Raw genomic sequence first — 13,427 nt, 5'->3', positions numbered from 1 at the left:
GCCAGGCAAAATGTCAGAAGGCATGGCGGTTCGTGCCGGAGCACGGAACGATGGTGGGGTGGACTATGACCTCAGCCGACTGGGCACCCGGGAGTTCGAACACCTCACTCAGGCGCTTGCAAAGCGCGTGCTCGGTGCTGGTGTGAGCGTCTTCGGGGACGGCAAGGACGGTGGCAGAGAGGCGACGTTCAGAGGCCCAGTCACGTACCCGCTTGATCAGAAGGCGTGGGACGGGTACGGGGTCGTGCAGGCTAAGTTTCGCCAGCGGTCTACTGCGCGCAACCCTGACTCGGTCTGGATGGAGAACGTAATTCGGGAGGAACTCGGCGCTTGGAAGGCTGCTGGTTCCAAGCGTGGGGAACTGCCCGAATTCATCCTTTTTACGACCAATGTTGTATTGTCGCCCGTTCCATTCAGCGGGGGAATCGACCGCATCGACCGGTTCATCGAGTCGGAAGCCAAGAGGCTCAAGATTAACCTCAAGGGCTGGGGCGTCTGGCACTTCGACGAGATCTGCCGCTATCTTGACGTCTATCCAGAGATTCGACAGAGCTATGCAGGCTTCATCACCCCTGGCGATGTCCTGAGTCGGTTGCTTGAAGTTCTTCCGGATGCTGTTCCGGATACCGCGAGCATGATTCGGATACACGCGGGCATGGAGTTGGTAGCCGACCAGTGGGTCCGCCTTGGTCAGGCGGGAGCGCAGGCTGACAGCGGACGAATCGGTCTCGGGCCGGTAGCGGTCGATTTGGAGGCGATAACCGAAGCTACCCAAGGCGTAGGGTCCGTCCGGGCGGGCGCATATGTGATCGAGCGAGGTGACAGCATCCTGCGCCCCTCATTGCAGACAGCGAAGGACCCACGGCACGCTCTGATCATCGGTGGCCCAGGTCAGGGGAAGAGCACTCTGGGTCAGTTGATCTGTCAGGCATACCGGGTTGCCCTGCTCGATGAGGAAGGCGAGTCCCTTCTCACGGCCCAGGCGCGCGAGGTGCTTCAGGCTCTCCGCGACGATCTAGATGAACTTGGACTTCCACGGCCGAGATCACGGCGCTGGCCGCTTCGGATAGCACTGCACGACTATGCAAATGCCATTCTTGGTGGAGAAGAGCTTAGCCTCCTGCACTTCCTTGCCCAGCAAGCCAGCAGGCGCACACCAGGTATCACCGCCACAATTCTCCAGCGATGGCTACGTACCTGGCCTTGGATTCTCGTACTCGACGGCCTGGATGAAGTCGCCTCACCATACACTCGGGATCTCGTTATGACTCGCGTGTCTGACTTTCTCATTCAAGCCCGCGGACTTGACGCTGACCTTTTCATCGTGGGAACAACTCGGCCCCAGGGATATAATGGTGAGTTCCATCGCGGGGATTTCGAGCCCATCCGGCTGGTCGAAATGTCAACCGCAGACTCACTGCACTATGCAGGAAAGCTTGCCAAGGCCAGGCACCGTGACGACCCAGATATGCGGGAGCAGGTGGTCAAGCGAATTGCGGTGGCTTCGCGCGAAGCCGGTACTGCCCGCCTTATGCGCTCGCCTCTCCAAGTAACTATCATGTCTCTGCTTGTCGAGAAGCGCGCAAGAATGCCGCAGAATCGCTTTGAGCTCTTCCATGCTTACTACGATACGATTTATGCGAGAGAGGTCGACAAGCCCAACAGTACAGGGCAGTTGCTCGCTGAGAATCGCCATCACGTGGACTGGCTTCACCAGTACGTTGGAGTGCTTCTGCAAACTAGGGCAGCCCAGACAGGTGCTCGTGATTCAGTCATGCTGAAGAACGAGTTGGAAAATCGTCTCCAGGAGCGACTCAAGGACGAGATTGACGATCCGAAGAAGGCGTCTTCACTTGCCGCTAAGCTGATCGAGGCTGTGACCGACCGCCTCGTTCTGCTAGTCGCACCCGAGCTTGATTACATCGGGTTCGAGGTCAGGAGTCTGCAGGAGTATTCTGCGGCCCGTGCACTGATCTCCGGTCCGGATGCCGACATCATCCCTCGGCTGGAAGCACTTGCTCAGCACCCCTCATGGCGAAATACATGGCTCCTGGCGGCGGCCGGCGTCTTCGCCCTCCACCCACATTTGCGGTCCGATCTCGTCAATGCGCTGCGAACCGTTGACGCACTGGACAGAACGACTATGACATTGCTGCCGGGGGCGCAGCTTGCGCTTAGTCTGCTCGACGAGGACCTGGCCCGCCAGCACCCGCGGCATCAAAACCTGCTCGTTCAACATGCTGCCGAGCTGATCACCCAATCCGCTGCTAGCCCGATCACTGTGGCAAACGTCTTGGTTCAGGCAGCGAGCCGCCACGACCAGGCCAACGCCCACCTCGAGCGGGCCGCCAAGAATGCCGTCAGCAGTCGCGGTGTGCGGCTGATGAACGGATTCCAGATCCTGGCTCGCTGGGCGAAGACACCTGGGCAGCTGGGCTCCGCATCGCAGCAACTCCTAGAGGCAGCGGTCAGACGAATGAATCCCGAAGAACGCGCCGCCGCCAGGCTCTTCTCCGTCGAAAAGCCATGGGTCCGCATTCCGGGTCTTGCCGCCTATCGCCCCGTACGAATCGGCCATAAAAGTCTTGCCGACTTCATTGATCTGGATAGAAAGAGCCCCGAGGCCTCGCGCTTCATCACTTACTTCCGTCGCCAAGACGTCTACCAGCTGGACATTGACGGCTTCACCGTCCACTACGTCGAGCCCAATAACCCCTTTGACGTACCGCTACTCGAACATGACGACGCGGTTCGGCAGGTTGAACAAGCCATCGTGAACGCCATTGAGGCTCAGCAGGAGACGGGCTGGCATGTTGCCGTGATCCTCACCGGCCTGCTGGAGCAGGTGCTGCCCCGAGAAGCACCGCAACCAAGGGTCTTGGGCATCATCTGACGGGGATGTGCGGGAGCGGGTCTGCCGACGGCTGACTATGGTCACCGGTGCCGTGTCGGCGAGCTGGACGATCTCGATTGCTCATGATCAGACGACGGATGAGCGCGGAGGCTTTGCTCAGTGCCGCTGTCACAGCTGGTCAGAAGGCTGTCAGTGCCCACGGATTGGTGGACCCTACAGCCTGGACGCTGCCCATCGCGTGGGCTCCGTTCCACGAAAGACAGGACAGCGGGCCGCGTCGCGGCCGTTGGCAGGCGGCGCCGTTGGTTCACCGACACGGAGCTGAGACAACGACCTACAACCGGCTGGGTGAGTGGTGACCAGCGGCACTAGGGTGACAGCTGCGCGCAGGGGGGTCCTGATGCGCCGTCGCGGCCGTTCCTGCCGCCGTTAGCAAGATCCAAGAGACTCTTCTTGAAGATGCGTCACGCTCTCCTGGCGTCGATGGTCGTGTCCGCCGCCCTCTCGGTCGGCGCGCCTGCCGCGCAGGCCCAGGACGCCACCAAGAGCGTCAAGCTCGACGGTTTCTCCGATCTCCAGGCCGGTGGCCCGTGGGCCGAGGGCACCGTCACGGTCACCAACAACTCGGCGACCGACGACACCACCGACCACCTGGTGCTCACCATCGGCTACCAGAAGATCGCGCTCGACCAGTTCGCCGCGGAGTACGCCGACGGCCCGAGCGGCACCTGGCAGCCGCTCACCTTCGCGACCGCATCCGAGGGTGACCCGCGCTGGGTCGGCGGCGTCGTCGACCTGACCGGTGCTCCGGTCGGCCTCAAGGCCAAGTCCAGCCACACGTTCCGGCTGCGGCTGAAGCTGCCGCAGACCGCCCGCGAGGAGATGGACCAGGACATCCCGGTCTACGCCGCCCTCTCGCGCACCGTCGCCGATTCCATGCGGTCCGACAAGGCTGCTGCCTGGGCGCAGCTCAACGTCAAGCCGGGTGGCCTCACCACCACCATCAGCGGGCTGCCCGCGCAGATCCCGCTGGACGGCAAGCCGCACCCGTTCCAGGTCTCGATCAAGACGGCCAACCACTTCGACTGGCACCTGACCAAGGCGAGCTTCCTGGTCTTCGCCGGCCAGGGCATCGCGGGCGCGGATGCCGGACCGTCGGCCTGTGACGGCGAGGTGGACGTCCAGGACCCGGCCACCGGTGTCTGGCACAAGGTCGGCACGAAGATCGCCGGTGGCGAGGACAACGACGTCGACCTGGTGAAGTGGGCCACCGGCCCGGTGGACAACCGGGTGCTGAACGCCCGGATCAGCCTGGGCAAGAACTGGAAGTCCAACCCGAAGGGCGCCGAGCTGAGCTTCGGCTACTACCCGGGCGAGGGCCCCAACTACTTCTGGACCACCCAGACGTTCACCACCACCCAGGTCGCCGGTGCCCCGGACTGCGTGAGCCACGACGGCTCGGCCGCCGGCACGCCGAGCCCGGCCCCGGCTGCGGCCACCACGGCCGGCACGGCCGCCACCACCGGCTCGGCGACCGCGACCGCCACCCCGGCCGCCACCGGCGGCAAGGAGCTGGCCTCCACCGGTTCGTCCGGTAGCGGCCTGATCGCCGGCGCGGGCGCGGCCCTGCTGGCCGCGGGTGCCGGCGTGCTGGTCCTGATGCGCCGTCGGGGGCGCCGGGCCTGAGCACTGACGGTTCGATGAACTGAGTGCCTGTCACTGCGGTGGCGCGGCGCTCTTTTCACGCTCGGCCCCGCACCGACCCGCCGTTGGGGATCGCCGGTGCCGGAGCGGGCCCGTAGGGTCGCGGTATGACGAATGAGGCGGGGACGCTGGTCGAGCGGTTGCGGGGCGGGCTGCGGGTGGCGATGAAGCAGCGGGACCGGATGGCCGTGGGGGTGCTGCGGACCGCGTTGGCCGCGGTCGAGAACGCCGGGGCGGTGGACTCGGCCGCGGTGGTGGTGGGGTCGTCGGCGATCGAGGCGACGCCGGTGGGGGCCGGGGCGACCGAGGTGGCGCGGCGGGAGTTGACGGCGGCTCAGGTGGTGGAGATCGTCCGGGGCGAGCAGTCGGAGCGGGAGGCGGCCGCGGCGGCGCTGGAGCAGGTCGGTCAGCTGGAGCGGGCCGAGTTGCTGCGGGCCGAGGCGCGGCTGCTCGGGGAGTACCTCTAGGTCCTAGAGCAGGTCCGGCAGCCCGAAGGCGGGGAAGAGGGCGGCGGTGTCCAGGAAGCAGGTGAGCCCGGTGATCCGGCCGCCGGACAGCTCCAGGACCTGTAGGGACCACGGCCGGTGGCCGCCCTCTAGAGCCAGCTGCGCAGCTGCGAGCGGCCCTGGAAGCCCTGGTGGCCGCGCCAGGCGCGGACCATGGTCTCCTGCACCGAGTCCTCGGCCTCGGCGAACGAGCCGAGCATCCGGTAGCAGTAGCCGGTCAGTTCGGTGCGGTGCCGTTCCAGCAGCTGGTCCAGCGGCACGGTGGTGGGGGCGCTCACGCCCCGACGGTAGGGGGAGGGGCTGACACGGCGGGCCGGAACGGCCCGGATAGCCTGGGCCGGTGATCGACTTGGTGCTCTTCGACTGCGACGGCGTGCTGGTGGACAGCGAGCGGATCGCGGTCCGGGTGCAGTGCGAGGTCGGGGCGGAACTGGGCTGGCCGCTGACCGAGGCCGAGGTGCTGGACCGCTTCGTCGGCCGCTCCAGCGCCTCCATCGCCGAGCAGGTGGCCGAGCGGCTGGGCCGCCCGGCGGCGGAGCGCTGGCAGGCCCGGTTCGAGGAGCTGCACCACGCGGCGGCGGACCGCGAGCTGACCGCGGTGCCGGGCATCGAGCAGGCGCTGGCCGGCCTCACCCTGCCCGCCTGCGTCGCCTCCAGCGGCAGCCACCGGAAGATGCGCCACACCCTCGGGCTGACGGGGCTGTACGACCACTTCGCCGGCCGGATCTTCAGCGCCACCGAGGTCGAGCGGGGCAAGCCGTTCCCCGACCTGTTCCTGTACGCGGCCGAGCGGATGGGAGCCCGCCCGGAGCGCTGCGTGGTGGTGGAGGACAGCAAGTACGGGGTGCGGGCCGCCGGGCGGCCGGGATGCGGGCGCTGGGTTTCGCCGGCGGGCTGACGCCTGCTCAGTGGCTGGCTGGTGAGGGCGCCACCGTGTTCACCGACATGCGCGAGCTGCCGGTCCTGCTGGCCGGTCTGGCCACCGGCTGACGGCTCCTCAGCAGGGGCCGGGCGGCGGCGGTTCCGGCAGGTGCACGGCGGCCCACAGCCGCAGCTCCTCCAGTGCCGGGCCGAGCGCGTGCCCGGCCTCGGTCAGCCGGTAGCTGACCCGCAGCGGCGGCCCCTCGTCCACCTGCCGCACCACCAGGCCGGCCTCGGCCAGCTCGGTCAGCCGGTCCGAGAGCATCCGCTCGCTGATCCCGGGGATGGCCCGGCGCAGGTCGGCGAAGTACGCCTCGCTGTGGCTGAGCACGGCGACCACCAGGCCGGTCCAGCGCTTGCCGAGCAGCGCGAAGACCCGGGTCAGGTTGAGGTCCACACTGCCGCACGGCCCGGCCTTGGCCGCCGCGCAGGCGTTGAACACCGCGGTGGCGGGCGCCTCGACCTGCCCCACCGCCGTCCGTCCGGTCTGTGACTGCTCACCCATGGGTCCAGGGTACCGGCAATGCGCTAGTGACGAAGAAAAAGTAAGGTGCTACGGTAATAACAGTTGCCGAGGAAACGGCAGCAACTATGAGAACATATGGAGGACCCCATGGCCACGCTGCTGCACATCGACTCCTCGGCCCTGAGCCAGGGCTCGGTCTCCCGGGAGCTCACCGCGACCTACGTCCGCGAGTGGCAGGCCGCCCACCCCGAGGGCACCGTGGTCCGCCGCGACCTGGGCGCCGAGCCGGTTCCGCACCTGACCGAGGCCGGCATCACCGCCGCCTTCGTGCCCGCCGAGCACCGCAGCCCCGAGCAGCAGGCCGCCTTCGCGCTGCGCGAGGAGCTGATGACCGAGCTGGAGCAGGCCGACGCGGTGGTGATCGGTGCCCCGATGTACAACTTCTCCATCCCCTCGCCGCTGAAGGCCTGGCTGGACCAGGTGATCCTGGTCGGCCGCACCGGCGGCGCCCCCGACACCACGGTGGCCGGCAAGCACGTCACGGTGCTCGCCTCGCGCGGTGGCTCCTACGCGCCCGGCACGCCGCGGGCCGACGCCGAGTTCGCCGCCCGCTACCTGGAGACGGCACTCACCGGGATGATGAACGTCGAGGTGGAGACGGTGGCCGCGGAGTTCACCCTGGCCCGGGTCAACCCGGCGCTGGCCGGCTTCATCGAGGCCGGCGACGCCTCCAAGGCCGCCGCGCACGAGCAGGCCGGCCAGACGGCGCGCAAGGTGGCGGCCCGGCTGACCGAGCCCGCCGCGGTCTGAGCCACCGCCGCGGTCTGATCCACCGCCGCGGTCTGACCCGGCGCCGTGATCTGATCCGCCGTCGACCCCGGGTGAGCCGCCCCGCGCCTCACCCGGGCGGGCGCGCCCGTCGGGCGCCGGGCGGTGCGCGCTCCCATGCTGGTGGCGACAGCACCGCGCCGCCGACCTGGGGAGAGCCCGTGACCGCAGTGCCCCCGCCCGAGCCGCCGGCCGTCCCGCGGGGTGCGGCAGAGTCCGGTTCGGCCCTCCCGGCACGGGGCGGGACGGCCGCACCCGCCGGCGTCCCGAACGGCGCCACCGCGGCCCCGCTGCCCGGACCGCCGCTCGAGGTGGCGGTCTTCACCGGCTCCGAGTCCGCCCGGTTCGCCACCTCCAGCCTGATCCTGGGTCAGCACGCGGCGGTCCTGGTGGACGCCCAGCCCACTCGCAGCGCCGGGCGCGAGCTGGCCGAGTGGATCGCCGGCAAGGGCCGCCAACTGCTCGCCGTGCTGATCACCCACCCGCACCCGGCCCACTACTTCGGGGCTGAGGAGGTGCTGCGGCTCTTCCCGCAGGCCCAGGTGCTGGCGGCGGCGCCGGTGGTGGCCGCGATCGCCGCCACTGCCGCCGAGAAGGCTGCCCGGTGGCGGCTGGAGTACGGCGACGACGTGCCGGACCACCCGGTGCTGCCCGGCGTGCTGCGCCCGCAGCCGCTGCTGATCGACCGCCAGCTGATCCGGGTGCTGAACCTGGGACAGGCCGACTGCCCCGACTCGACCGTGGTGCACGTGCCCGGCTCCCGCACCGTGGTGGCGGGCGACTTCGCGTACAACGGCACCCACGTGTGGACCGCCGAGACCACCCCCGCCGACCGCCAGGCCTGGCTGGGCAACCTCGGCCGGATCGCCGACCTCGGGGTCGACCGGGTGATCGCCGGTCACCGGGCGCCGGACCACGACGACGACGCGGCCCGGGTGCTCACCTTCACGGGGGAGTACCTGCGCGACTTCGACCGCCTGCTGGCCGAGCACCCGCACGATCCGGACGTGCTGATCACGGCGATGGGGCAGCTGTACGGGGAGCTGACCCTGCCCACCTTCCTGACGGCGGGTGCGATCGCCAACACCGCACCGGGCGGGGACGCGTAGCGCCCGGCCGACGGCCGATACTGGGCTCATGACGCCTGGGTACGACGCGGTGGTGCTGGCCGGCGGGGCGGCCCGTCGCCTCGGTGGGGCGGACAAGCCTCGGCTCGTGGTGGGCGGGCGCAGCATGCTGGACCGGGTGCTGGCGGCCTGCTCGGGTGCCGGACAGGTGGTGGTGGTCGGGCCCGGCAGCGGCGGCGCGGTGCGCTGGACCAGGGAGCAGCCGCCCGGCGGCGGCCCGGTGGCCGCGGTGGCGGCCGGGCTGGCGGTCGAGGGGGTCACCGCGCCGGTGCTGCTGCTGCTCGCCGCCGACCTGCCGTTCCTGGACCGGCCCACCCTGGACCGGCTGGCCGCCGCGGTGACCGGCGAGGTGCAGGCCGCGGTGCTGGTGGACGCCGCGGGGCGGGCCCAGCCGCTGGCCGGCGCCTACCGGCGGGACGCGTTGTGCGCCGCGCTGGCCGCGCTCGGCGAGCCGGGCGGGCAGCCGCTGCGCCGGCTGGTCGGCGGCCTGCGCACGGTGGAGCTGCCCGACCCGCAGCGGGTCGCGGTGGACTGCGACACCTGGCCGGAGCTGGCCGAAGCCCGCCGCCGGGCCGGCTCCCCGGTCGCCGAAGCCGACCCCCAGACCGACTCCGCACCGGCCGAAGCCCGCCGCCGGGCCGGCTCCTCACCGGACCGCCCGGGCGATGGTGAGGGAAACGAAGCACCGCCAACACCGCGGGGTGCGGCGGATCGGGCAGCATGGTCCCCCATGGGACGCACGCTGGACGACTGGATGACCGAGGCCGCCGCCGAGCTGGGGATCGACCTGGCCGTCGACCGCACCGAGCTGCTCGACCTCGCCCGGGTGGTGGCGCACGCAGTGGCCCGCCCGGCCGCCCCGCTGACCGCCTTCCTGGTCGGCTACGCGGCTGCGGCGCGCGGTGGCGGGGCAGCCGAGGTGGCCGCCGCCAGCGCCCGGGTCACCGCGCTGGCCGAGCGCTGGGCCGCCGAGCAGGCCCCGACCGACGGCCCCGGGGCATGAGTGCCCCGGCACCCCCGGTCGGCCGTCCGGTGAGCACCACCGACTGGGCCCGGGCCCGCGAACTCGCGCAGCTGGCCGGCACCCGGCACCGGATCGCGGCCACCGAGCAGCGCACCCTGGCCGCCGCGCTCGGCGCCGTGCTGGCCGGCCCGCTGACCGCGCTCACCGACCTGCCCGCCTTCGACACCTCGGCGATGGACGGCTGGGCGGTGGCCGGCCCCGGCCCGTGGCGGCTGGCCGGGCGGGTGCTGGCCGGGCGCACCCCGCCGCCGCTGGCCGACGGCTGGGCCACCGAGATCGCCACCGGCGCCCAGCTGCCGCCCGGCGCCACCGCGGTGCTCCGGCGCGAACACGGTGAACGCACCGGACCGCAGCTGCGCCCCGGCCCGGCCGCCGACCCGACGCCCGGTCAGGACGTCCGCCCGCGCGGCCAGGAGTGCCGGCGCGGCGAGGAACTGCTGCCGGCCGGCACCGAGGTCACCCCCGCCGTGCTGGGCCTGGCGGCGGCCTGCGGCTACGACCTGCTGACGGTCCGCCGGGCGCCGAGCGTGGAGCTGCTGGTGCTCGGCGACGAGCTGCGGACCGAGGGCCTGCCGGCCCCGGGGCTGGTCCGGGACGCGCTCGGGCCGATGCTGCAGCCCTGGCTGGCGGCCCGGGGCGCCGAACTGCCGGCCCCGCGCGCGGTGCGGGACGACTTCGCGCTGCTGCGGGACGCGATCCGGCACTCGCCCGCCGAGGTGGTGGTCACCACCGGCGCCACCGCGGCCGGCCCCGTCGACTTCCTGCACGCGGCGCTGGCCGAGGCGGGCGCCCGGCTGCTGGTGGACGGGGTGCGGGTGCGCCCGGGCCACCCGATGCTGCTGGCCGAGCTGCCGCCGGCCGGCGCCCGCGGCGCGGCGCGCCACCTGGTCGGCCTGCCCGGCAACCCGCTGGCCGCGGTGGCCGGCGCGGTCACCCTGGCACTGCCACTGCTGGCCGCGCTCACCGGGCGGACCGGGTCGGCCGAGCCGGGCGGACGGTGCGTCAGGACCGCCGAGCCGCTGCCCGGCCACCCCGCGGACACCCGGCTGCTGCCGGTCCGGCTGACCCCCGAGGGCCCGCGCCCGCTGGCCTTCGACGGCCCGGCGATGCTGCGCGGACTGGCCCTGGCGGACGCCCTGGCAGTGCTGCCGCCCGGCGGTGCGGCCGCCGGTGACCTGGTCGAACTGCTGGCGGTGCCGCGCTGAGGCGACCCGGCCGAGACATCCCGGCCGGGCTTCCCGCGGCGACCCGGCCGCAAGCCGCATGCTGGGGTGGTGCGCACAGCCCAGGCCGATCCCGCAGTGGTGCTGCCGGTCCGCAGCAGCGGTCCGCCGCTGCACCAGGTCGGCTGGCGGATCCTGCTGGCGCTGGCGGTGCTGGTGGCCACCACGCTGATCGTCTGGCTGGACGCCGACGGGTACCACGACAACGCCAACGGCCGGGTCTCGCTGCTCGACGCCGCCTACTACGCCACCGTCACCCTCTCCACCACCGGCTACGGCGACATCATCCCGGTCAGCCCCGGCGCCCGGCTGGTCAACATCCTGGTGATCACCCCGCTGCGCGTGCTGTTCCTGATCATCCTGGTCGGCACCACCCTGGAGGTGCTGGCCGAGCGGACCCGCCAGCAGTGGCGGATCAGACGTTGGAGGAGCGCTGTGCAGCAGCACGCGGTGATCGTCGGATACGGCACCAAGGGGCGCAGCGCGGTGCAGACCCTGCTCGGGCACGGGCTGGCCAAGGAGTCGATCGTGGTGGTCGACGTGCAGCGCCGGGCGGTCGAGCAGGCCAGGCAGGACGGGATGGTCGGGGTGGTCGGCGACGCGACCCGCACCGCCACCCTGCTGCTGGCCGAACTGCCCACCGCCGCCCAGGTGGTGGTGGCTCCCGAGCGGGACGACACCGCGGTGCTGGTCACTCTGACGGTGCGCCAGCTCAACCCGCTCGCCACCGTGGTGGCCGCGGTGCGTGAGGACGAGAACGCCCCGCTGCTGCGTCAGAGCGGCGCCGACGTGGTGGTGACCAGCTCGAGTTCGGCCGGCCGGCTGCTCGGCATGTCGATGCTCAGCCCGGACGCCGGCGCAGTGATGGAGGCGCTGCTCACCCAGGGCCGCGGGCTGGACGTGGTGGAGCGCCCGGTCGCCCCCGCCGAAGTGGGCGGCTCGCCCCGGGACTGCGCCGACCTGGTGGTGGCGGTGGTCCGCGGCGGCCGGATCCTCGACCACTACGACCCGGCCGCCGCCGAACTGCGCTCCGGTGACCGGGTGATCTCCATCCGGCGGGTGGCGCCGAGGACCTGACGCCGCGCCGGCGCTACCCGGCCCGGTCGGCGGCCAGCACGGTGTGGCGCAGCAGCAGGGCGGTGGTGACCGGGCCGACCCCGCCCGGGACCGGGGTGAGCGCGGCGGCCACCGCGGCGGCGCCGGGCGCCACGTCCCCGGTCAGGCCGCCGTCCGGGGTCGGGTTGGTGCCCACGTCCACCACCACCGCGCCGGGGCGCAGGTGGTCGGGGGTGATCAGGTGGGCCCGGCCGACCGCGGCGATCAGCACCTCGCCGGTGCGGGTGACCGCGGCCAGGTCGGCGGTGCGCGAATGGCAGACGGTGACCGTGGCGTCCCGGTCCAGCAGCAGGTGGGCGACCGGCTTGCCGACCACCGTGGAGCGGCCCACCACCACGGCCTGACGCCCGCTCAGCGGCACCTTGTGGAAGTCGAGCAGCGCCACCACGGCCTCCGCGGTGGCCGGGGCGAAGGCCGGCATCCCGGCGGCCAGGCGGCCCAGCGAGAGCGGGTTGGCCCCGTCCACGTCCTTCTCGAAGGCGATCGCCGAGGCCAGCTCCTCCAGGGTGGCGCCGGGCGGCAGCGGGGTCTGGAGCATCAGCCCGTGCACCGTGGGGTCGGTGCTGAGCTGCTCCAGCCGCTCGCGGACCGCGGTCGGGCCGGCGTCCGGGCCCAGGTCGTGCACCTCGCAGCGCAGCCCGGTCTTCTCGGCGGCGTTGGCGATCGAGCGCACGTACCAGGCGCTGGACTCGTCGGCGGTGGCGGTCACCACGGCCAGCTGCGGCGGCCGGCCCTCGGCGGTCAGCTCGGCGGCCCGGTTGCCCGCCTCGGCGCGGATCGCGGCGGCCAGCTCCCGGCCGCTCAGCACCAGGGCGCTCACTTGGCCAGCTCCGCCCGGACGGCGGCGGTGATCTGCTCGGCGCGGGCGGCGATCTCGTCCACCCGGGCGGTGTCGGCCAGCAGGGCCGCGTGGGTGCGCTCCTCGCGGCTGTGCTCGATTCGCAGGGCGGTCAGGTTGACCTCCACGTTGACCCGCGCGGTGGTGGCCGCGGCGCGGGCCGCCTCGGCCGCGGCGGCGACGTCGGTGACCACGCTGGGGTTGCCGATCGGCAGCAGGACCTCGGCCAGCTCGATCGCGTCCAGCGCGGCGGTGATCACCTCGGCCGGCGGGCGGGCGGCGCCGATCAGGGCCCGGGTGATCGCGGCGGAGCGGGCGGTGCGCTGCGCCCCGTCCTCCTTGGGCAGCCGGTAGGCCTCAACGACCGCGGTGAACGCGGCGGCGTCCTGCTCGGCCAGGGTCAGCGCCCGGCCGCGCAGCGCGTCGCTCTCCCGGATGATCCGCTCGACCACCTGCTGGTGGGCGGCGTACTTCTCACCGGTGCTGTAGCGGGCCACCATCGCCAGCAGCGCCGCCGACTGCGCGGCGTGCAGGGCAGCCGTCGCACCCCCGCCGGGGGCGGGCACCCGGTCGGCCAGGCGGTCCAGGAATTGGCTGATCGTCTCGTCGCGCACGGCGGCTCTTCCGGTCGGAGGATCGGTACCGGCATCCTGTCACATCTGACACAGTGTCAGACCGTGGGTCCGCGGCACCTGCCGATGCCGTTCCCGGTACCCGAACGATCCCCCGAGCGCCCATCAACTGGCAAGTTCCACAGGGGAGTACACCAATTCGTCGGCCAACGTTCAGCGTCCCCGCCCAACCACTTCGGACCACCCCG

At 71.8% G+C, this 13,427-nt stretch carries 11 protein-coding genes and 2 pseudogenes; 9 read left to right on the top strand and 4 right to left on the bottom strand.

Annotated elements, in window-relative coordinates; translation table 11 throughout:
* The first annotated feature begins 58 nt into the window (after positions 1 to 58).
* From C7C46_RS04055 to C7C46_RS04045, 3 genes are all read left to right on the top strand, one after another.
* Entirely contained in the window at positions 59 to 2,893 is a 2,835-nt protein-coding gene (locus C7C46_RS04055) for an NACHT domain-containing protein (protein WP_110665763.1), read from the top strand.
* A gap of 444 nt (positions 2,894 to 3,337) precedes the next feature.
* Positions 3,338 to 4,540 carry an LPXTG cell wall anchor domain-containing protein gene (locus C7C46_RS04050; protein WP_245984124.1) on the top strand — a complete coding sequence of 401 codons (1,203 nt, stop codon included), beginning with the start codon at positions 3,338 to 3,340 and terminating at the stop codon, positions 4,538 to 4,540.
* A gap of 125 nt (positions 4,541 to 4,665) precedes the next feature.
* Positions 4,666 to 5,025, top strand: a complete 360-nt coding sequence (locus tag C7C46_RS04045; protein ID WP_110665761.1) for a GatB/YqeY domain-containing protein — start codon at positions 4,666 to 4,668, stop codon at positions 5,023 to 5,025.
* Positions 5,026 to 5,156: 131 nt separating this feature from the next.
* Here C7C46_RS04045 and C7C46_RS04040 read toward each other — a convergent pair.
* Positions 5,157 to 5,342, bottom strand: a pseudogene (locus C7C46_RS04040) (sigma factor); the annotation flags it as partial.
* A gap of 74 nt (positions 5,343 to 5,416) precedes the next feature.
* Between C7C46_RS04040 and C7C46_RS04035 the strand changes: the two are divergent.
* Positions 5,417 to 6,054 (top strand): annotated as a pseudogene (locus C7C46_RS04035) (HAD family hydrolase).
* 7 nt (positions 6,055 to 6,061) lie between these two features.
* On the opposite strand, the gene C7C46_RS04030 reads toward C7C46_RS04035, so the two are convergent.
* Positions 6,062 to 6,490: a winged helix-turn-helix transcriptional regulator gene (locus tag C7C46_RS04030; protein ID WP_110665759.1), complete on the bottom strand. Its 429-nt coding sequence runs from the start codon at positions 6,488 to 6,490 to the stop codon at positions 6,062 to 6,064.
* 108 nt (positions 6,491 to 6,598) lie between these two features.
* Between C7C46_RS04030 and C7C46_RS04025 the strand changes: the two genes are divergently transcribed.
* From C7C46_RS04025 to C7C46_RS04005, 5 genes are all read left to right on the top strand, one after another.
* Positions 6,599 to 7,261 (top strand): FMN-dependent NADH-azoreductase, encoded by a 663-nt coding sequence (locus C7C46_RS04025; RefSeq protein WP_110665757.1) that lies wholly within the window; start codon positions 6,599 to 6,601, stop codon positions 7,259 to 7,261.
* A gap of 179 nt (positions 7,262 to 7,440) precedes the next feature.
* On the top strand, positions 7,441 to 8,388 hold the full coding sequence (locus C7C46_RS04020) for an MBL fold metallo-hydrolase (protein ID WP_146258978.1): 948 nt from the start codon (positions 7,441 to 7,443) through the stop codon (positions 8,386 to 8,388).
* Positions 8,389 to 8,416: 28 nt separating this feature from the next.
* On the top strand, positions 8,417 to 9,409 hold the full coding sequence (locus C7C46_RS36235) for an NTP transferase domain-containing protein (RefSeq protein ID WP_245984122.1): 993 nt from the start codon (positions 8,417 to 8,419) through the stop codon (positions 9,407 to 9,409).
* Positions 9,406 to 10,635, top strand: coding sequence for a molybdopterin molybdotransferase MoeA (locus C7C46_RS04010; protein WP_110665755.1), 1,230 nt, complete (start codon positions 9,406 to 9,408; stop codon positions 10,633 to 10,635). Before C7C46_RS36235 ends, C7C46_RS04010 begins: the two co-directional genes overlap by 4 nt.
* A 69-nt stretch (positions 10,636 to 10,704) precedes the next feature.
* Positions 10,705 to 11,730, top strand: coding sequence for a potassium channel family protein (locus tag C7C46_RS04005; protein WP_342775369.1), 1,026 nt, complete (start codon positions 10,705 to 10,707; stop codon positions 11,728 to 11,730).
* Positions 11,731 to 11,743: 13 nt separating this feature from the next.
* Here the strand turns inward: C7C46_RS04005 and C7C46_RS04000 are convergent, their stop codons facing one another.
* Together C7C46_RS04000 and C7C46_RS03995 are read right to left on the bottom strand one after the other, a co-directional pair.
* Positions 11,744 to 12,589, bottom strand: a complete 846-nt coding sequence (locus C7C46_RS04000; RefSeq protein ID WP_110665751.1) for a bifunctional 5,10-methylenetetrahydrofolate dehydrogenase/5,10-methenyltetrahydrofolate cyclohydrolase — start codon at positions 12,587 to 12,589, stop codon at positions 11,744 to 11,746.
* Positions 12,586 to 13,221, bottom strand: coding sequence for a cyclodeaminase/cyclohydrolase family protein (locus C7C46_RS03995; RefSeq protein WP_110665749.1), 636 nt, complete (start codon positions 13,219 to 13,221; stop codon positions 12,586 to 12,588). The genes C7C46_RS04000 and C7C46_RS03995 overlap by 4 nt, the downstream gene beginning before the upstream one ends.
* Positions 13,222 to 13,427: the final 206 nt, after the last annotated feature.

The organism is Streptomyces tateyamensis, assembly GCF_003205575.1.
Taxonomy (GTDB): domain Bacteria; phylum Actinomycetota; class Actinomycetes; order Streptomycetales; family Streptomycetaceae; genus Kitasatospora; species Kitasatospora tateyamensis.
Note: the sequence above shows the minus strand (reverse complement) of the source record. Positions and strands in the feature narration are given on the sequence as shown.